The 19867-nt window shown below is 44.5% G+C and carries 16 protein-coding genes; all 16 read left to right on the forward strand.

Translation table 11 applies throughout. The features are described 5' to 3' along the window. Positions 1–32 precede the first annotated feature (32 nt). Positions 33–1958, forward strand: a complete 1926-nt coding sequence (gene ftsH / locus CCC71_RS04900) for an ATP-dependent zinc metalloprotease FtsH (protein WP_021840856.1) — start codon at positions 33–35, stop codon at positions 1956–1958. A 73-nt stretch (positions 1959–2031) separates the two neighbouring features. Beyond that, positions 2032–3018 carry a biotin--[acetyl-CoA-carboxylase] ligase gene (locus tag CCC71_RS04905; protein WP_021840857.1) on the forward strand — a complete coding sequence of 329 codons (987 nt, stop codon included), beginning with the start codon at positions 2032–2034 and terminating at the stop codon, positions 3016–3018. A 7-nt stretch (positions 3019–3025) separates the two neighbouring features. Next, the gene (locus CCC71_RS04910) at positions 3026–3793 is read left to right on the forward strand and encodes a type III pantothenate kinase (protein WP_296333136.1); all 768 of its coding nucleotides are present in this window, start codon (positions 3026–3028) and stop codon (positions 3791–3793) included. Further along, positions 3777–4772, forward strand: coding sequence for a tRNA dihydrouridine synthase DusB (gene dusB / locus CCC71_RS04915; RefSeq protein WP_021840859.1), 996 nt, complete (start codon positions 3777–3779; stop codon positions 4770–4772). Before CCC71_RS04910 ends, dusB begins: the two co-directional genes overlap by 17 nt. A gap of 157 nt (positions 4773–4929) precedes the next feature. Then, the gene (gene greA, locus CCC71_RS04920; protein WP_021840860.1) at positions 4930–5403 is read left to right on the forward strand and encodes a transcription elongation factor GreA; all 474 of its coding nucleotides are present in this window, start codon (positions 4930–4932) and stop codon (positions 5401–5403) included. Positions 5404–5520: 117 nt separating this feature from the next. Further along, the gene (gene lysS, locus CCC71_RS04925) at positions 5521–7059 is read left to right on the forward strand and encodes a lysine--tRNA ligase (RefSeq protein WP_127058435.1); all 1539 of its coding nucleotides are present in this window, start codon (positions 5521–5523) and stop codon (positions 7057–7059) included. A gap of 157 nt (positions 7060–7216) precedes the next feature. Beyond that, positions 7217–8497: a serine--tRNA ligase gene (gene serS / locus CCC71_RS04930; protein ID WP_021840862.1), complete on the forward strand. Its 1281-nt coding sequence runs from the start codon at positions 7217–7219 to the stop codon at positions 8495–8497. A 158-nt stretch (positions 8498–8655) separates the two neighbouring features. Beyond that, on the forward strand, positions 8656–9300 hold the full coding sequence (gene fsa, locus CCC71_RS04935) for a fructose-6-phosphate aldolase (RefSeq protein ID WP_021840863.1): 645 nt from the start codon (positions 8656–8658) through the stop codon (positions 9298–9300). Between the two features lie 55 nt (positions 9301–9355). Then, positions 9356–10321 carry a class II fructose-bisphosphatase gene (gene glpX, locus CCC71_RS04940; protein WP_021840864.1) on the forward strand — a complete coding sequence of 322 codons (966 nt, stop codon included), beginning with the start codon at positions 9356–9358 and terminating at the stop codon, positions 10319–10321. Positions 10322–10563: 242 nt separating this feature from the next. Then, complete coding sequence (locus CCC71_RS04945; protein WP_156704349.1) at positions 10564–12171, forward strand: IS1182 family transposase; 1608 nt, start codon at positions 10564–10566, stop codon at positions 12169–12171. Between the two features lie 401 nt (positions 12172–12572). Continuing rightward, complete coding sequence (gene murA / locus CCC71_RS04950) at positions 12573–13835, forward strand: UDP-N-acetylglucosamine 1-carboxyvinyltransferase (protein ID WP_127058437.1); 1263 nt, start codon at positions 12573–12575, stop codon at positions 13833–13835. Further along, on the forward strand, positions 13807–14985 hold the full coding sequence (mreB, locus tag CCC71_RS04955) for a rod shape-determining protein (RefSeq protein ID WP_296333140.1): 1179 nt from the start codon (positions 13807–13809) through the stop codon (positions 14983–14985). Before murA ends, mreB begins: the two co-directional genes overlap by 29 nt. A gap of 279 nt (positions 14986–15264) precedes the next feature. After that, positions 15265–15729 carry an IS200/IS605 family transposase gene (gene tnpA / locus CCC71_RS04960; RefSeq protein WP_296333612.1) on the forward strand — a complete coding sequence of 155 codons (465 nt, stop codon included), beginning with the start codon at positions 15265–15267 and terminating at the stop codon, positions 15727–15729. A gap of 249 nt (positions 15730–15978) precedes the next feature. Further along, positions 15979–17376, forward strand: a complete 1398-nt coding sequence (locus tag CCC71_RS04965) for an AMIN domain-containing protein (protein ID WP_295243025.1) — start codon at positions 15979–15981, stop codon at positions 17374–17376. A gap of 111 nt (positions 17377–17487) precedes the next feature. Continuing rightward, the gene (locus tag CCC71_RS04970; RefSeq protein ID WP_021840868.1) at positions 17488–17790 is read left to right on the forward strand and encodes a hypothetical protein; all 303 of its coding nucleotides are present in this window, start codon (positions 17488–17490) and stop codon (positions 17788–17790) included. A gap of 66 nt (positions 17791–17856) precedes the next feature. After that, positions 17857–19845: a SpoIVB peptidase S55 domain-containing protein gene (locus CCC71_RS04975; RefSeq protein WP_296333143.1), complete on the forward strand. Its 1989-nt coding sequence runs from the start codon at positions 17857–17859 to the stop codon at positions 19843–19845. Positions 19846–19867: the final 22 nt, after the last annotated feature.

The raw sequence follows: 19867 nt of genomic DNA on the forward strand, positions 1-19867 counted from the left end.
ATTTTGAAAGGGGTAATAGATTGGGTCGTTTTATGAAAAATGCACTGTTGTACATTTTGATTATTGTGGCAGCGGCTACAGTTATCAATTCGTTTTCCAGTACAAATACGGCAAAGTCAGAGATTAGTTACACCAGCTTTTTACAGTATGTAACGCAGAAGAAAGTAGACAGTATTACCATTACGGATAACCATGCCATTGTTGGTAAGCTTAAGAACGGTACGGAGTTCAGTACCTATGCTCCGACTGATCCTACTTTAATGAATCAGCTGACTACAAATGAAGTACAAATCACTGCAAAACCACCGGAACAACCTTCCTGGTGGATGGGCTTATTGAGCTCTGTATTGCCAATCTTCTTGTTGATTGGTGTTTGGTTCTTTATCATGCAGCAGACGCAGGGCAGTGGCGGTCGCGTTATGAACTTTGGCAAAAGTCGTGCTAAAATGCAGGGCGAAGGCAAGGTTAACGTAACCTTCAAAGATGTAGCCGGTGCGGATGAAGCTAAACAGGAATTGGAAGAAGTTGTAGAATTCTTGCGCAATCCGGGCAAATTTAATGCTATCGGCGCGAAAATCCCTAAAGGTGTTCTTTTATTCGGACCTCCGGGCACAGGTAAAACTTTATTGGCTCGTGCCGTAGCCGGGGAAGCGGGCGTACCGTTCTTCAGCATCAGTGGTTCCGACTTCGTAGAAATGTTCGTTGGTGTCGGTGCCTCTCGTGTACGTGACCTTTTCGGACAAGCTAAGAAGAATGCGCCTTGTATCATTTTCATCGACGAAATTGATGCGGTAGGTCGTCAACGTGGTGCCGGTCTCGGCGGCGGTCATGATGAACGTGAACAGACGTTGAACCAGTTACTCGTTGAAATGGACGGTTTCGGTGCTAACGAAGGTATTATTACCATTGCCGCTACCAACCGACCTGATATCTTGGATCCGGCTTTACTTCGTCCGGGTCGTTTCGACCGTCAGGTAACCGTAGATAAACCTGATTTACGCGGTCGTGAAGCTATCTTAAAAGTACATGCTCGCAACAAACCGTTGGCAGAGGATGTGGATTTACGCACAATTGCCAAAAAGACTCCGGGCTTTACCGGTGCCGATTTGAGCAACTTGTTGAATGAAGCTGCTTTGTTGGCTGCTCGTCAGAATCGTAAACAAGTTACTATGGCCGATTTGGAAGAAGCCAGTGAAAAAGTAAGTTACGGTCCGGAACGTCGCAGTCATGTAGTAAGCGACAAAGAACGTCGTTTGACGGCATATCATGAATCCGGTCATGCCATCGTGGCTCATTTGTTGCCTGATGCCGATCCGGTTCACAAAGTAACAATTATTCCGCGCGGTCGTGCCGGCGGTTACACCATGATGTTACCTGTGGAAGAACAGAATTATATGACAAAATCCCAGATGCTCGCACGTATCCGTGTAGCCTTGGGCGGTCGTTGTGCGGAAGCACTCGTATTGAAAGAAATCAGTAGCGGTGCGTCCGGCGATTTACAGCAAGTTACCAACATCGTTCGTCATATGATTACGCGCCTCGGTATGAGTGATGAATTGGGACCACTCGTATTCGGCGAACATCAGGAACAGGTGTTCTTAGGCCGCAGCCTTGGCCATGAACGCAACTATGGTGAAGCGGTAGCCGAAAAAATTGATGCGGAAATGCATAAAATTGTTTCGGAAGCCTATAATGACGTAATGCAGTTGTTATCCGATAATATCGAGTTCTTGCACAATATGGCGAATGTGCTCTTGGAAGAAGAAACAATTGACCATACTCAAATCGAGAACTTGTATAAATACGGAACTATTACGGACCCAAATACAGTGGAAGTAAATGGCGCTAAGAGTGCCTTGGAAGCAGCGGGAATTATCGTTCCTGATGCTATTGCCACCGAATCTGAAGGGGCAAATTCCGGTACAACTAACGGCGACACATCTGACACAAACAAATAATAATCGGTATACACCGATTGGCATAGGGCCGCCGGTAAGGCGGCCCTTTTTCATAAAGGAGGCATCAATTAGGATGAGAGATGCAATATTAGAGCTGCTTCGTGAGAATAAAGGTGAATTTGTATCAGGCCAACGCATGTCGGAACGGTGCAAAGTTTCGCGTACGGCTATTTGGAAACATATTGAAGCTTTGCGTAAAAAAGGGTATACTATTGAATCATTCACTAAAAAAGGTTATCGCTTGGTGGATGAGCCCGATTTAATGAGTCCCCTTGAAATGGAATCGGTTTTGACGACAAAAACATTCGGACGCAATTATCACTATGTACCAAGTCTTGAATCCAGTAACGCAGCAGCCCGTCAATTGGCCACGGAAGGTGCGCCGGAGGGCACTGTAGTAGTAGCGGAAGAACAGGTAGCCGGTCGCGGTCGTCTAAATCGCGGATGGTTTTCACCATATGGCAAAGGCCTTTGGTTCAGTATCGTATTGCGCCCTTCTTTCTTGCCGATTGAAGCTCCAAAATGTACGCTCATGGCGGCGGTGGCGCTCATTAAAGCATTCCGCCGTTTAGGCCTCAATACAGCAGGGATTAAATGGCCGAATGATATTTTGGTAAACGGCCGTAAATTAGTGGGTATTTTAACTGAAATGAACGGTACCATGGAAGCCATCTCGTATATTGTCATGGGTATCGGCATTAATACGGGCAGTACACAGGATGAATTGCCTGAATTTATTAAAGATGTAGCGACATCGTTTGCCATGGAAGGCGTTGAAGTTGATCGCCGACAGGCATTAAATATTATTTTACAAGAGATGGAAATGCAGTATAATAAAGTGTTGGCTGAAGGGTTTGACAGCACTTTGGCAGAATGGAAGGAATTCAGTATTACTTTGGGGCAGGACGTAGAAGTACGTGCTCCGGGCAATACGTATGAAGGTAAAGCCATCGACCTTGATCGCGATGGCAATCTTATGATAGAACGTGCTGATGGCTCCGTAGAACGAGTGGTGGCCGGTGACGTGTCCATACGACCAGCACATAAAGTAGGAGGCTGACATAAACATGTTATTAGTGGTTGATGTAGGTAACACCAATATTGTACTCGGCGTATATAAAAAGAAAAAATTGGTCGGTCATTGGCGAATTTCCACGGACCGCGTCCGTACGACCGACGAATATGGCGTATTGTTGATGAACTTGTTTTTTCACGATCGCCAAGTCAATATCAACGACATTGAGGCAATTATTATTTCATCGGTAGTTCCACCGTTGATGCCTACATTGGAGCGCGTTTGCCTGCGCTATTTTAATGTTAAACCGATTATTGTAGGGCCCGGCACCAAAACCGGCATGGCCATTAAATACGATAATCCCCGCGAAGTGGGGGCAGACCGCATTGTTAATGCTGTGTCGGCTTATGAAAAGTACGGCGGTCCGTTAATCGTTATCGATTTTGGTACGGCCACAACTTATTGCGCCATTTTGGCAAACGGCGATTATATCGGCGGTGCTATCTCACCGGGCGTGCAGATTTCGGCGGAAGCCCTCTTCCAGCGTGCCGCTAAATTGCCTCGTATTGAAGTGAAAAATCCGGGTCAGGTTATTTGTAAAAGCACGGTAACCTCCATGCAATCCGGTGTTCTCTTCGGTTATGTGGGTCAGGTGGAAGGCATCGTGGCGCGCATGAAAAAAGAAATGCCGGAAGGTGTAAAGGTCATTGCCACCGGCGGTTTGGCTCATTTAATCGATGCGGAAACGGACGTTATCGATTATATCGAGCCTATGTTGACCCTAGAAGGATTACGATTGTTGTATGAACGAAATAAATAATTCGACCTGGTATATCGGCAATGTGCCGATTACCGGTCGGGCTGTGCTGGCTCCCATGGCGGGGGTCAGCGATATTGCGTATCGGCTCCTTGCAAAAGAGCACGGCGCCGCTTTGGTGTGCACCGAAATGGTGAGCGCCATGGGCATTAAATACGAAAATGAGCATACGAAAGATTTACTCTTTATGGAGGATGTGGAACATCCCGTATCGATGCAAATTTTCGGCTCCGACCCGGAAGCGATTGCTTTGGCGTCGCAAGTGGTGGAGCGCGCTGGTGCCGATATTGTGGATATCAATATGGGCTGTCCGGTTAAAAAAGTAGTATCATCCGGCGACGGTTCAGCTCTTATGAAAACACCGGATTTGGCAGCCCGTGTGGCGGAAGCCGCCGTTAAGGCTGTTTCGGTGCCTGTGACTGTTAAGATGCGTCTCGGTTGGGATGATACATCCAAGAATGTACTCGATTTTGCAAAGCGTATTGAATCGGTTGGCGTTGCCGCCGTAGCTGTTCACGGCCGTACGCGGGAGCAGATGTACATGGGGCATGCCGATTGGTCCTATATTAAAGAAGTAAAAGAGGCGTTGCAGATTCCCGTAATGGGGAACGGTGACGTGGTGGATGCTTTATCCGCTAAAGCGCTACTTGATGAAACAGGTTGCGACGCGGTACTCATCGGTCGCGGTGCCCAGGGGAACCCATGGATTTTTAACGAAGTGAATCAGTATTTGGCTAACGGTACTTTGTTGCCGAAACCAACAGCTCATGAACGTTTGAACATGTTATTGCGTCATTTTGAACTCTTGTGTAAATACAAGGGCACGGCTCTTGGTGTCCGTGAAATTCGTACCCATGCAGGCTGGTATATTAAAGGCCTGCCGGAGTCGGCTAAATGGCGTAATCGAATCAATACATTATATACGGAAGCAGCCTTTAAAGAGGCCATTGCCACGTATGCTGCCGAATTGACAAGGCAGTAAAATTGCACTGTAGTAAAATTGACAATGCAGTAAAATTATTGTTATAATATTACGTAAATTACGTAAAAAGCGTAAAAATATGTGATGTAAAGCAAAGGTGTCAGTGTATGACACTTTTTCTTTATAGCTAAACAACTATTGGAAGAGGAGTCCTATTATGGCAGAAGTTAAAGAAACACTGTTAACCGCAGAAGGTCTTAAGAAACTTGAAGAAGAATTAGCTCATTACAAATCTGTTCGTCGTATTGAAGTAGCACAGCGTATTAAAACAGCTATCGAATATGGCGACATCAGTGAAAACTCTGAATATGATGATGCAAAAAATGAACAGGCTTTTATCGAAGGTCATATCATTGAATTAGAAAATAAAATCAACACGGCTAAAATTATTGACGAAAAAACTCGCAAAAACGTAGTATCCGTGGGCAGTAAAGTTAAATTATTAGACGAAGAATTTAACGAAGAATTGGATTATGTAATTGTAGGTTCCTCCGAAGCGGATCCTTTCAACAATCGTATTTCCAATGAATCGCCGGTAGGCAGCGCTATTCTCGGTAAGAAAAAAGGTGCTACCGTTGAAGTAAATACACCGGATGGTGTAGCGACTTTCAAAATTTTAGCAATCAGCTAATACGGCAGTAGCCAGCTAATAAGGTGGCAGCCAATAAAATATACCAAAAATGGGCTCAAAACTGTTATACTATAAGTAATACCGTATTTGAGCAGATGAAGTTAGGAGGCCATGTAAGTGAGCGAAGAAAAAGCGACTACAGTACAAGAACAACAGCAGGAATTAAATGATCAAATGTTAATTCGTCGCGATAAGCTTGCGCAATACGAGGCAGACGGAGTGTATCCTTTTGGCCAGCGTTTTGTAGTACAGCAGCATGCGGCAACAATAAAAGACAACTTCCGTGATTTTGAAGATCAGCCGGTAACCGTAGCCGGTCGTCTTATGACGATTCGATCCCACGGTAAAACGGCGTTTGCCAATATTCGTGATTTAACCGGTGATATTCAGATCTACTTGCGTAAAGATATTTTAGGTGAAGATGTTTATAAACATGTGAAAATGCTCGACATGGGCGATATCGTAGGTATCGAAGGCCATGTATTCCGCACACACATGGGCGAAATCACCATTAAAGTTAACAAACTTACATTGCTTTCCAAATCTTTGCGTCCGTTACCTGAAAAATGGCATGGCTTAAAAGATACGGAACTTCGCTATCGTCAACGCTATGTGGATTTGATTGTAAATCCGGAAGTGCGCGATACTTTTATTAAACGCACCCAAATCGTGGCTAAAATGCGCCAGTACATGAACGCTCATCAGTTCATGGAAGTGGAAACACCAATGCTCCACGCTATTCCGGGTGGTGCGGCGGCGCGTCCGTTCATTACCCATCACAATGCGCTTGATATCGACATTTACATGCGTATTTCCCCTGAATTGCACTTAAAACGCCTTATCGTAGGCGGTTTGGAACGCGTATTCGAAATTAACCGTTCCTTCCGTAACGAAGGTATCGACAATCGCCATAACCCTGAATTCACCATGATGGAATCTTACCAGGCTTACGGCAACTTCGAAGATGCCATTATGTTGACTGAAAACATCGTGGCTTACTGTGCACAGGAAGTTCTCGGTACAACTAAAATCAACTACCAGGGCACTGAAATTGATTTGACGCCGCCTTGGAACCGTATTACGATGCAGGAAGGCATCAAGAAGTACACCGGTGAAGACTTTGACGCCGTTGAAACCTTGGAAGAAGCGCGCGCTATTGCGGACCGCTTGAATGTAGAATACACGGACCGCGACGGTATCGGCAAGATCATCAATCTTTGCTTCGAAGACTATGTAGAAGAAAACTTGATTGAGCCAACCATCGTTTACGGTCATCCTTTGGAAATTTCTCCATTGGCTAAACAGAACCGTGAAAAACCATTGACTACCGAACGTTTCGAAGCCTTCGTATACGGTCGTGAATTGGCAAACGGTTATTCCGAGTTGAACGACCCAATCGATCAGCGTCAACGTTTTGAAAAACAGTTACAGGAACGTGCCGCCGGTGACGATGAAGCTCACCGTATGGATGAAGACTTCGTAACTGCTTTGGAATACGGTTTACCGCCAACAGCCGGCCTCGGTATCGGTATCGACCGTCTCGTTATGTTCTTAACTGATTCCGCTTCTATCCGTGACGTATTGTTATTCCCACTTATGAAACCGGAAACGGAAGCTAAAGCTGTTGAAGCTGAAGAAGCTGACAAAGCTGAATAAGTAAGATATAATTTTATACTGAAACACTGTATGGTGGTCACGTAATATGCGTGGCCACTTTTTTTCATGGCAAAAACTATTCAGATGTGGTATGATTAAGTGTAATTAATAATACATTGTGCCATTGGGCACGCATTTTAAGTAAGAGGTTATGGATATGTTAGATTTACGTTTCGTAAGAGAAAATCTGGAAGCAGTACAGCAAAACTTGGACAATCGCCATACTACCGGCGATTTGGAAAACTTTGCCAAATTGTATGATTTGCGCAAGGATTTAATTCAAGAAGTAGAACAATTAAAAGCACAGCGCAACTCAGTAACCGCAGAAATCAGCGCGTTAAAACGCAATAAAGAAAATGCGGACGATAAAATTGCGGAAATGCAGAAAGTGGGCGACAAAATTGCTGAGCTTGACGGCAAAATTCGTGAAACTGAATCTTCACTCCAAAACATTGCCCTCATGTTGCCAAATATGTGCGATGCCTCCGTACCGGTAGGGGAAGATGAAAATGACAACCCTGAAATGCGTCGTTGGGGCAAACCTCGTGAATTCGATTTCCCTATCCAGGCTCACTGGGATTTAGGCGAAAGCCTCGATATTTTAGACTGGGAACGTGCCGCTAAAGAAAGTGGTGCCCGTTTCACATTCTACAAAGGCCTCGGTGCTCGTTTGGAACGTGCTTTAATCAACTTCATGCTCGACCTTCATACGGAACAGCAGGGTTACACTGAAATGATGACACCGTACATGGTAACACGTCAGACTTTGACTAACACCGGGCAATTACCTAAGTTCGCTGAAGATATGTATAAAGTAGAAAATACGGAATACTTCCTCATTCCGACCGCTGAAGTTACCCTTACTAACTTCCATGCGGGCGAAATTTTGAGCATCGATGAATTGCCTAAATACTACACGGCCTTCACTGCTTGTTTCCGTGCGGAAGCCGGTTCGGCCGGTCGCGATACACGCGGTCTCATTCGTCAGCATCAGTTCAACAAAGTTGAAATGGTAAAATTCGCTACCCCTGAAACATCTTATCAGGAACTCGAATCCTTGACGGATAATGCGGAAGAAGTATTGCGTTTATTGGAATTACCGCATCGCGTAATCACCCTTTGCACCGGTGATATCGGCTTCGGTTCCGCTAAAACCTATGACGTAGAAGTTTGGATGCCGGCTCAGGATTGCTACCGTGAAATTTCGTCCTGCTCCAACATGACCGATTTCCAAGCACGCCGCGGTAACATCAAATTCCGTCGTGATGCGAAGAGCAAACCTGAATTCGTTCATACTTTAAACGGTTCCGGTTTGGCTGTAGGTCGTACCGTAGCTGCTATTTTGGAAAACTTCCAAGAAGCTGACGGCTCCGTTCGCATTCCTAAAGTTTTACAGCCATATATGGGTGGCGCAGAAGTAATTAAACCTGTAAAATAGAAGTATAAGGCATAAGGTCTGACGTACGTCAGACCTTCACCTATGCAATTTCGGAAACCGCCGATGTAGTTGCAACGACTTGTTTCGGCTAAACTGAGGCAAATCTTCCGGAGTGTATATAATTCAACGGTCTACAGTGTTTTTAAAAAGGAGTTCCTATGAAAATTTTTATTGATACTGCCAATTTTGATGAAATTAAAGCCGCTTATGAAATGGGCTTCGTTGCCGGTGTAACGACTAACCCTTCTTTGATTGTTAAAGAAAAACGCGATCTTAAAGAAGTAATCAAACAGATTGCCGAACTCGTTGACGGCCCTGTAAGTGCTGAAGTTATTGCTACCGAAGCACCTGAAATGGTTAAAGAAGCTCATGAGCTCGTAAAATTGGGCAAAAACGTTGTCATCAAAGTTCCTATGACGGAAGAAGGTCTCAAAGCCGTTTCCATTCTTTCTAAAGAAGGCATCAAAACCAACGTTACTTTGATCTTCTCCGCTAACCAGGCTCTCTTGGCCGCTCGTGCCGGTGCTACCTTCGTTAGTCCTTTCGTAGGCCGTATCGATGATATGAGCATGGATGGCATTACTTTGATTGAAGATATTGCCGAAATCTTTATTATGCATGACATTAAGGCTGAAATTATTGCCGCCTCCGTTCGTACACCAATGCATATGACGCAGTGTGCGAAAGCGGGCGCTCATATTGCCACGGTGCCATACAAGGTGTTAACTGCCTCGATGAAACATCCTTTAACGGATGCAGGTCTTGCCAGATTCTTAGCAGATTGGGAAGCAGCCAACAAATAATTAAGGAATCGTGTTGCCCTGCTACGTAAGAGGGCATTTTAAGGAGGTAAAAACTGTGGATAGAACATTAGCTTTGGAATTTGTACGTGTAACGGAAGCGGCAGCGCTTCGCAGTGGTCGTTTGCTTGGTCGCGGTGAGAAAGACGGCGCCGATCAACTCGCTGTAGATGCTATGCGTCAAACCTTTGATACAGTACCTATTTCGGGTACCGTTGTTATCGGGGAAGGGGAAATCGATGAAGCCCCTATGCTTTACATCGGTGAAGAAGTGGGTGCCGGCGGTGAAGCTGTGGACATCGCGGTGGATCCGATTGAAGGTACGAATCTGATTGCTAAAGGTCAAAATGGTGCTATCGCAGTATTGGCCATCGCTCCTAAAGGCGGTTTGTTGCATGCTCCTGATATGTACATGCAGAAACTTTGCGTAGGTCCTCGTGCCAAAGGCGTTATCGATTTGAATGCCAGTGTTACTGAAAACTTGCGCCGTGTGGCTGAAAAAATGGAACGCGGTATCGATGATATGACCATCGTTATGCTTGATCGTCCGCGTCATGAAGCGATTATGCGCGAAGCTCGTGAAGCGGGTGCCCGTATTCGTTTAATCACCGACGGTGACGTAAATCCGGCTATGGAATGTGGTCTTGAAGGTTCCGGTATTCACATGGTTATCGGTACCGGCGGGGCTCCGGAAGGCGTTTTGGCAGCGGCTGCTTTAAAATGTACAGGCGGCGATATGCAAGCGCGCTTGTTGCCTGAAAATGACGAAGAAGTTCGTCGTTGTCATGCTATGGGCATTACCGATTTAAATAAAGTATTGACTATTGATGACCTCGTACATGGGGAAGATGTAATTTTCTCCGCAACGGCTATTACGGAAGGCAATATCTTATCCGGTATTAAATACTTTGCCGGCGGTGCTCGTACGGAATCCGTTGTAATGCGTTATAAGACAGGAACGGTTCGCTTTGTTGATACTATTCATCGTTTGGACCGCAAGTTAAAATCTATGAAAGCAAAATAAGCGGTAATCTGCATGTAACGGTTAATTGCTATAAAGTGCTCAGTTACCATAAAGCGGGCAGTTTCAATAAAACGCTTAATGGCATAATTAGAAAAAGTATAATAAAAGGGGCTGTAACGAAATACACCCCTAAAAACAAGAATGCGGTTTGAAGATACGAAAGTGTCTTCAAGCCGCATTCTTGCTATATTTGTATAAGAAAAAAGGCCCCGAAGGGCCTTCTTTGTTGGTATAATTAATTTATGAACAGAAACCATATCCAACAAGGCAATTATACTAAACTTTCTGGCTTTCGCCAAGTAGTTTTATCATTGGATTATGGCTTTCAGATCGGACCAAAAGAACCGGTGAGATTACTGGATGCTGTATTGGAGGAACTGGACTATACAAGGTTGCAGCATTTATATTCTTCAAAAGGAAGAAAATCTTTAGTACCTCCCCATCTTTTGTTTAAAGTCTATGTGTTAGCTATGACCGAAGGCATTGTATCTGTTCGCAAAATTGCTGAGCAATGCACTAAAAATATCCATTACATGTGGCTCTTACAGGGCTATCCGACTCCGTCTCATATGGTATTTCATCGATTCTTTCAACGCTTAACTGTTGATGTACTTAGAGATTTGTTATCTCAATTTATTCAAGCATTAAGTGAATTTGACAGCTTAGATTTTTCTGAAGTATTCATCGACGGAACTAAATGGGAAGCCTATGCAAATAAATACACCTTTGTGTGGAAAAAGGCAATTCTTAAGCACTATGCTAAGTTACCGGATAAATTGTTAGTTCTTCAATATGAAATACAAAATCTTTTGGACATAGACGTCTCAGATATGACTGAAGATGAACTATTGGTTTTGCTGGAGCAATCCATACGCGAAAAGCAAATTGAGTTTGTACACGGTACCGGTAAACGAAAACATCCATTGCAAAGAGCTTTTGAATCCTGTTTAGCCTTGCGTGACAAGCGAAATGAATATGATGAAAAGTTAGCTATTCTAGGCTCTCGCAACAGTTACTCTAAAACTGATCATGATGCTACGTTTATGCGACTAAAAGAAGATCATATGTTAAACGGCCAATTAAAACCGGCCTACAATGTTCAACTAGCTGTTCATAGTGAATATATTATGGGCGTTGGCGTATTTCCAAATCCTACAGATACGAACACCTTAATTCCATTTATGCAACAATTAGAAGGACAATACAAACAACACTTTCAATATGTGGTAGCTGATGCCGGTTATGACAGCAACGAAAATCTGGCATGGTTATGGGCTCATGATTACAAAACTTGTATTAAACCAAGTACATATGAATTGAGTAAAACGAAAAAGTATAAGAAAGATATTGGTCGAGCGGATAACATGGTATATGATGAGGCGACCGATACATTTACTTGTGCCAAAGGCCGTACATTACGATTCCAATACATACGCAGAAACAAAAGTAAGACCGGTTTCATTAAGCAAAACCGAGTATACCGGTGTGAAAACTGCAATTATTGTGGCTTACGTAAGGAATGCCAAAAACTTAAGTTCGGAAAACTTCCTAAGGGGAATAAGACGATATATATTGCTACTGATTACCGCGAATTATTAGCCAAAAACAAGGCTGTATTTGATAGTGACTATGGCTTACAACTTCGAGTAAACCGTTCTATTCAGGTGGAAGGTGCTTTTGGCATAACAAAAGAAGATTTTGAATACACCAGGTTCAGGCACCGAGGCAAAGTTAACGTAGAAAAAGATTTATTACTATTAGCTTTTGGATACAATTTACTGAAGCTGCATAACCGAATACAGAAGAAGCGATTAGGTCAACGGTTGTTCGAAACTAATTCTGCTGCGTAATTAAAAGCCAAAAGCTAAAGGCTTATTTAAGTGCGCTAAAAAACAAAAAAACAAGGATATTTTCAGAATTGTTGATTTTGGAAATATCCTTGTTTTAATTGAAAAGGGAGCTGTAACTGAAATGTGAGTTAAAAAACTCAATTTCGTTACAGCCCCTCTTTTTCTGTTTTACTATAGATTTGACCGAATTTTCTTCATTTTGCTAGACGTGAATCAAACGGTGCATTTTGGCTTGAAATAATTGCCTTAAATAGGCAATCCGTGCCGGTCGGGTACTTGATGAACCGCCTGTTTTAAAGTATACTATAAGGTAGAATTTAAAGAAGAACTATAAGACTATAGAATAATAGAGTGCATTAAAGACTATAGATTAATAGATTGCATTATGGGAGGAAGTATTGTTGGAAAAGCTCGTCATTAACGGTGGTAAACCGTTGAATGGTCGCGTTCGTGTAAGTAGCGCAAAAAATGCGGTGTTGCCGATTATTGCGGCCACCATGTTGGCATCGACGCCAAGTCGATTAGTAGAAGTACCTCATTTAGAGGATGTACATACGATTTGTGAGGTAATTTCAGCATTAGGCGTTAAAGTTACCAAGGATGAAGCTAATCAGGAAATCCGGTTTGATGCTTCGGAAATTACGGCTACAGAAGCTCCCTATGAATTAGTTCGTCGCATGCGTGCGTCGTTTTTAGTTATGGGACCTTTATTGGCACGCCGTCGTGAAGCCCGTATTTCTTTACCCGGTGGTTGTGCCATCGGCTCGCGTCCTATTGATTTACACTTAAAAGCGTTTGAAGCGTTAGGTGCTACTATCGAGATGGGTGACGGTTATGTATTGGCGTCGGCTCCGGAAGGTCTTAAAGGGAACCAGATTTATCTCGACTTCCCAAGCGTTGGCGCTACGGAAAACGTAATTATGGCTGCTTCTATGGCAGAAGGTAAAACGATTATCGAAAACGCTGCGGAAGAACCAGAAATTGTAGATTTAGTTACTTATTTAAACAGTATGGGAGCCGATATTCGCGGCGCCGGCACGAATGTAATTCGTATCCAAGGCGTTAAAGAATTAAAAGGGGCTACTCATACGGTAATTCCTGACCGCATTGAAGCCGGTACGTATCTCATCGCAGCGGCCATGGCCGGCGGTGACGTGTATGTTGAAAATGCTTTATCCGAGCATTTAAAACCGGTTGTGGCGAAATTGAAAGAAGCGGGCGTAACCGTGCAGGAAGATGTGGACGGTATTCGCGTTATTTCTGACGGCAATGTAAAAGCCGTAGATATTAAGACATTGCCATACCCGGGCTTCCCGACGGATATGCAGGCTCAATTCATGGCCTTTACGACCATTGCCAAGGGAACCAGTACGGTTATGGAAACGGTTTTTGAAAACCGCTTTATGCATGTCGATGAATTGAAGAAAATGGGTGCTCAGATTCGCATTGAAGAGCGTCGTGCTATTGTTGACGGTGTACCTAAATTGAAGGGCACCGAAGTACGGGCTACCGATTTGCGTGCCGGAGCTGCTTTAGTATGTGCCGGATTAGCGGCGGAAGGTGTTACGAAAGTAACCCAGCTGTCGCATATTGACCGAGGTTATGACAACTTGGTAGGCAAATTAAAAGGGTTAGGTGCTGACATTGTTCGGGTGGACGAGTAAGAAAAAGGTAAGCCGTGCCGAAGTTTTGCAAAAGCGTGAAGAGCGACGCAAACGAAGCACGCAACCCATTGTGACGACCACGCCTAAAACAGTAGCCAAGAAAGCTGATAAATGGGTATCCCCTTTTGAAAAATTGGCACTGTGGTGGGCCTATGACGTAGGTATTGACTTGGGCACGACGAATGTATTGATTTACATTAAAGGCAAAGGTGTTGTGCTTGATGAACCGGCCTATGTAGCTTGGAATATTCACACTCATGAAGTGGTGGCTGTCGGTGAAGACGCGCGCATTATGCTGGGGCGCACGCCGGCGGATATTGAAGTCATTCGCCCCCTTCAGGACGGTGTTATTAATAACTATGACATGACGGAGTTCATGCTTCGTTACTATATTAAGAGTGTGTTACCGGCCTCGACTTTATTCAAACCGCGCATCGTTATATGCGTGCCGTCCGGCATTACGCCGGTTGAAAAGAGGGCTGTTATCGAAGCGGTGCTTCAAACGGGGGCCCGTAAGACGGTACTCATTGAAGAGCCGTTGGCGGCCGCTTTGGGGACGGGCCTTGATAAAGCAGCGTCTGCCGGAGCCATTGTGGTTGACGTAGGCGGCGGTACTACGGATATTGCCGTACTTTGCACCACCGGTGTCGTAGTGAGTAAGTCTTTGCGCATGGGCGGTGATAAGTTTGATGAAGCCATTATCAGCTATATCAAACGACGTCGTAAGCTATTAATCGGTCGGCGTACGGCAGAAGAAGTAAAAATCGCTGTCGGTACGGTGGATCGTAAAGCGCCGGTAGAAGAAATAACCGTGCGCGGTCGCGATATTGTGAGCGGCTTGCCGCAGGCTATTAAAGTAAGTTCCAAGGAAGTGCAGATGGCATTGGAAAAACCGGTGAATGTTATCTTGGAAGGTATCAAAGATATTTTGGAAAAAACGCCACCTGAGTTGGTAGCGGAAATCTGTGATCATGGTATCATCCTAACCGGAGGCGGAGCGTTAATCAGCGGTTTTGACCGCCTTATTACGCGGGCTATCGGGGTAGCGGCCTATTTGGTGGACAATCCTCGTTATTCGGTTATCGTCGGAACCGGTCGTGCTTTGCGTGAAATGGATCGCTTGCAGGATAGTTTGGAAGAATTGCAGTAGGCTCAATAGTCCGGCTTGTTTCAATAAAACGGACCGGATATGGTGAAGCGTAGCTGCATTGGCTTAAGCAATTTGGTCATTGAATAATAAATACAAAGAAGATTGTGAGCGGCAAGGTCGCTTGCAATCTTTTTTATTGTACGCCGAATAGGCATGACTAAACCCCCAGTTAAACTGGGGGTCGGTAAAAAACTCTTATAGAAAAGGAAAGAACCTCCTAATGGTACAATGAAGTTGGTCTGGCAACCACAACATTTCAACTTAGGAGGTTCAATGTCAATGAATGACGTAAAAAGCTTATCACATAGTAAATGGAGATGTAAATACCATATTGTCTTTGCGCCTAAGTATAGACGACAAGTTATATATGACCGAATAAAAGTTGATATAGGGAAAATATTAAGAGATTTATGTACAAGAAAGAATGTGGAGATTATAGAGGCGGAGTGCTGCCCCGATCATATACATATGCTTGTTACTATACCGACACATTTAAGTGTATCAAGTTTTATGGGGTATTTAAAGAGTAAAAGTAGCCTCATGATATTCGATAAACATGCTAATTTAAAATATAAGTATGGAAATCGACATTTTTGGTTTAGAGGATATTATGTGGATACTGTAGGCAGATACGAAGGAGCGATAAAGGAGTATATTCGCAATCAATTACAAGAAGATATAGCTCAAGATACGTTAAATTTTAAAGAGTATATGGACCCGTTCACGGGTGAGCAGGTAAAGTAGGCTAAAATAAAAGCCCCCGAGTAGGGGGCAGCCAGTGGTAATAGAGTGGTTGTCAGATTACTCAAAGCCCTCTTTAGAGGGCAACCACTAGAGAAAGACCCTTATAGGGTCAGAGCAAACCACCCGTTCTACGGGTGGTTATGATTTTCACATAATATTTCAAGTAGTTAGCGGGTATATATGTTATAATAGATAAAATGGTACTAAAATAACGACAATAGTTTATAGATTTTTTCAAAGGAGGGAACTATGAAAGCCTGTAAGAAGAAGCTTAGTGCAGTCTTAATGGCAGGGATAATGAGTTGGCTCGTAGGCGGCGCTGCGGATGCGGCGGATTTGACAGCCGTACGTGCTACCAATGAAGTGGGGCACACCCGCATTGTCCTTGACATGAAGGGATTACCGGATGGCTGGAGTTCTATTTATAATGAAAAAGCACAGCAGGTACGAATCCATTTTGCCGGTACTGCGAATCGCACGAGTGGTCCGGTTCAGTATAACAATCGCAATACCGGTGTTTTGCAAGGTGTAGGCCTGGCGAGCACAGATACAGGGCTCGACTTATCGCTCAGTGTAAATCAGCCGATTCGCTACCACATGTTTACTTTGCAAAATCCGGATCGCATAGTATTGGATTTGTTTAATAATTATGATCAGCGAACTACAAAGCCCTTGAAGGACGGTGTGGTATATACTAAATGGGATACCAGTACCGATACGGGGCGCGTAAAAGTTGATGCCCTTACGGTAGCGCCCACAGAGCCGGCCGTGATTAAAGCGGACGGTGATAAGGCGGAGACTTTGGCTGAGGTGACGCCGGCCGGTGCCATTTCGGTGGGGCTTGTCAATGCGGCTGATGTCGCGGCCGGGCTCAACGGTGAAGGGTTAGCGGAAGGGACGGTACAACTTGCTTCCGGTGAAAAAATCCCCGTTGTACCGGGCTATCAAATAACGCCGGTAGGGGTACTTCGTTATATTCCTAATCAGGGGTATACGATTAGTGTGGAAACGCCTAAATTGCAATTAAAAGAAGGGGACAAAACTTATATCGTAAGCGGTGTTAATCGCACGCGCGGTACGGATGAGCTCATCGCCTATAATGCTGCTTACGGATCATCGACGCACACCAATGTGTACGGCAAAGAGGTTACGTTACGGCGCAATGTGGTTATAGCTAAAGGTACGAACGACTCTAAATTGGCTGATGCCGATATCGTGTTGTCGGCTCACGGTGCCATGGTGCCGGTGATTGATGCATTACGCATCGGCGATATTGTGAACTTACAAGTGGTTCCTACGATTGTTAAAATCAGTGCGGCCGGTACGACTTTGGCTCAAAGTAAGCGAATCGTGTTGGCTAATGGTATGGTGACGGATTTTGACGGCGACAATTATCGTGGTCATACCTTATTAGGGGTGCGACCTGATGGTACATTGATTGTCCTTTTGGCATCCGGCAATTATCGAGCATCTTCCGGCATAACCTTGGAACAAGGAGGCCGTATGCTGTCAGAGTTTGGGGCGGTTACGGGCATTGATGCGGGTTATCAGCGGGATAATGATCTATATGCCAACGGTACCTACCTCCATCGCGATGAGACCAGTTTTGGCACAGCGCGCTATGGGGAAATCATAATTTTCCCTTAATGGGTCCGTTGCCGATACTGTGAATTTTTAATGATAGAAGGCGGATTTAGTAATAAATTTGCTTATCCGTGATATAATATATGTAGACGTTAGTCAAAGGAGGATTTACGTATGAAAAAATATATGAAATTTTTAGTAATGGCTGCTGTTGGCGTAAGCCTGGCGACCGGCTTTGTTTTCACGGCCTCCGCAGCCAATGTCAACCAGGAATCCGTATTAACCGGTCAGGTTGTATCGGTTGTACCGGTAGGTACAGTTGTTAAAGAAGGGGACGTATTGGTTACAGTACAATCCTTAACGGGCCCAATGCCGGCTGCTCGTTCCACTGTTAACGGTGTAGTAACGAATGTAACGGTTAAAAACGGCGACCAAGTAAACCGCGCACAAGTTGTAGCCGTGGTTGACGGTAAATAATCAAAGCAATTCCGCTGAAGTATTCAGTTAAAACAGTTGACATATAGTTTTAGAGAGGAGCTATGAATGAAGCCATTTCGTTCATCACGCCGGTATATGAAAGGTGTACTGGCGCTTTTCTTTTGTTGCACTGTAGCCGCTTCGGCACAGGCAGTTGATTTTCTGCCCGTAACCGATGTGCATACAGGCATGGAAGGACACGTTGATACAGTAGTAACGGGAGATGATATCTCCAGTTTTAATATGAAAGTTTTAGGCGTCATGAAAGACCGTGGTCCGTCGGGCGATTTAATTTTAGCTAAATTTTCCGGCCCCGTTATTGATGAAACGGGCGGCATCGTACACGGTATGAGCGGCAGCCCCGCGTATATTGACGGCAAGTTGGTAGGCGCCGTTGCCTACGGTTGGGGCTTTGCGGATGGCACTATCGGTATGATTACGCCAATCGAAGATATGGTTAAGCTTTGGAATATTCCCTATGAAAAGAACTTAGCCAATCCTTGGCGCGACAGTCAGTTGATTCCCCTTGGCACGCCGCTTATGGCTTATGGCTTCGACCCATCGGCTCTTAAGTTTATGAAGGAAAAGTTGCCGGAATATGAGTACAGCACATATGATACGGCAGCGGCCGACGGTGATGATGTGGCTAAACCGCTTAAAGCGGGCGGTTCCGTAGCGGCTTTGCTCGTTGACGGTGATTTGAAACTGGGGGCAATCGGTACGGTAACCTATGTGGATCAGGATAAAGTCGTAGCATTCGGTCATCCGTTTTTAAAACGCGGCTCCGTAGGCTACTTCATGCATAATGCGTCTATTTTTACCGTTGTAAAAAGCTTGGATTCCGGTTTTAAGCTCGGCTCGATGGGCGCTGAAGTAGGGACTGTAACGGAAGACCGCGGTGCCGGTATTGCCGGTACATCGGGCAAGATTACGAGCGGTATTCCTATGGCGATTACCGTGCGTGATCTCGATATGAACCGAACTCGTCAAGCGGGTGTTAAAGTGGTGGAAGCCGATGAGTTGACACCCACATTAAGTACTACGGCGGTTTATAATTTTATCAGTAAAACATTAGATCGCAATGGTGAAGGTACATCCACCTTAACACTTAAAATCCAACCGCGTGATATTAATATTCCACCGTTGGAACGGACAAATATGTTCTATTCCAATGATTCCATCGGCATCAAGAGTGTTGATGAATTCTACAATATTATCGACGTGCTTATGAATAACCGTTTTATCAATTATGAAATTGCGGGGATTCAAGTGGATGCATCCTTAACGAAGGAAAAGAAAACCGCTGTAATTGGTGATGCCACGTTATCACCGGCTGTTGCATCGCCGGGGGATACAGTGGTAATTAATGTGAAATTACAACCGTTCCGTGAAGAACCGATAACGAAGGAAATCTTCTTTACCGTGCCGAAGGATCAACCGTATGGGGAAGTAACTTTGGAAGTTCGCGGTGGCGGCGTGGTACCATTGCCATACCTTTTGGAAAAACAAAAGTACAATTTAACCGATGAAATTATTCGTCGTTTGAAAACGTATAAAGATTTTGACGAGTTCTACAAAGAACTGCGCAATACGGATACGAATAATCAGATTGTGGTTGAAATCTTGGAAGATGGCGTCAGCATGGTAGAAGACGGTGAAAAAGCCGATACGAAAGGCGCTAAAATTGATGTAGCCGATGAGACTAAAATTCCGGGCGCTGTACCGAAAGGCAAAGCGAAGGAAAACATTCCGGGCATTGACGATAAAGATGACAAAGAACCGTATAAGGCTAAAATCGATACGGAATATGTTATCCGCGGTGACGGTCAATTCGTATTGAAAGTTATGTCGCCGGCTGATCGTGATAAAGAAAAGGCTCGACTTGCTCGTGAAAACGCGAAAAAGTTGAAGGAAGCGGCTAAAAAGGCTGATGAGTCTTCGACTAAAACGGCTCAAAACGAAGCGGATGTTAATACGGTAAAAAAAGCACCGGATGCTTCAACGAATACACCTGATGGTGAATCGAATGAATCTACTGAAACTGTAAGTCAATAAGATTAAACTGAATAGTACGCAA

The organism is Veillonella sp. LMAG:90, from assembly GCF_008679445.1.
Taxonomy (GTDB): Bacteria; Bacillota; Negativicutes; order Veillonellales; family Veillonellaceae; genus Veillonella_A.